This window comes from Marinomonas sp. ATLA20 (assembly GCF_057180105.1).
Map to the genome: position 1 here is coordinate 1 of NZ_JBXUKU010000057.1, position 332 is coordinate 332.

Annotated in this window: 1 protein-coding gene; it reads right to left on the reverse strand. The window is 49.1% G+C overall.

What is annotated here, in order from left to right; genetic code table 11:
* A partial coding sequence (locus AC2A4J_RS20430) for a transposase domain-containing protein (protein WP_484177307.1) occupies nt 1-332 on the reverse strand: 332 nt, incomplete at both ends.

Genomic DNA, 332 nt, shown 5'->3' on the forward strand with positions numbered 1-332 from the left:
CCCTTGTATTGCTGGCACTACCGAAGTGCTCTCGTAATTCTGGTGTGTCTGGGGTGCGAAAAACGACACCATCTATTGCGAATACTTGCAGGCCTTGCCAATCATCTTGAGCAAATCGTTCATTAGCCCAATGCTCTCCTGTACGCTGGAAAAGCCACTGCATAGGATCTGAACCAAGTCGCTGTCTCGCTTGAGATACGCCACTCTTGGCAAGAAGTTGCTCTGATGCTAAGCCTTCTGCACAGATATTTAAGCGCCTAGCCACTTCTTCAATCGCTTCATCCCGAAAAAGAGCCATCCCTAGTACCAACCAAAGCACTTGGTCTTCGGGT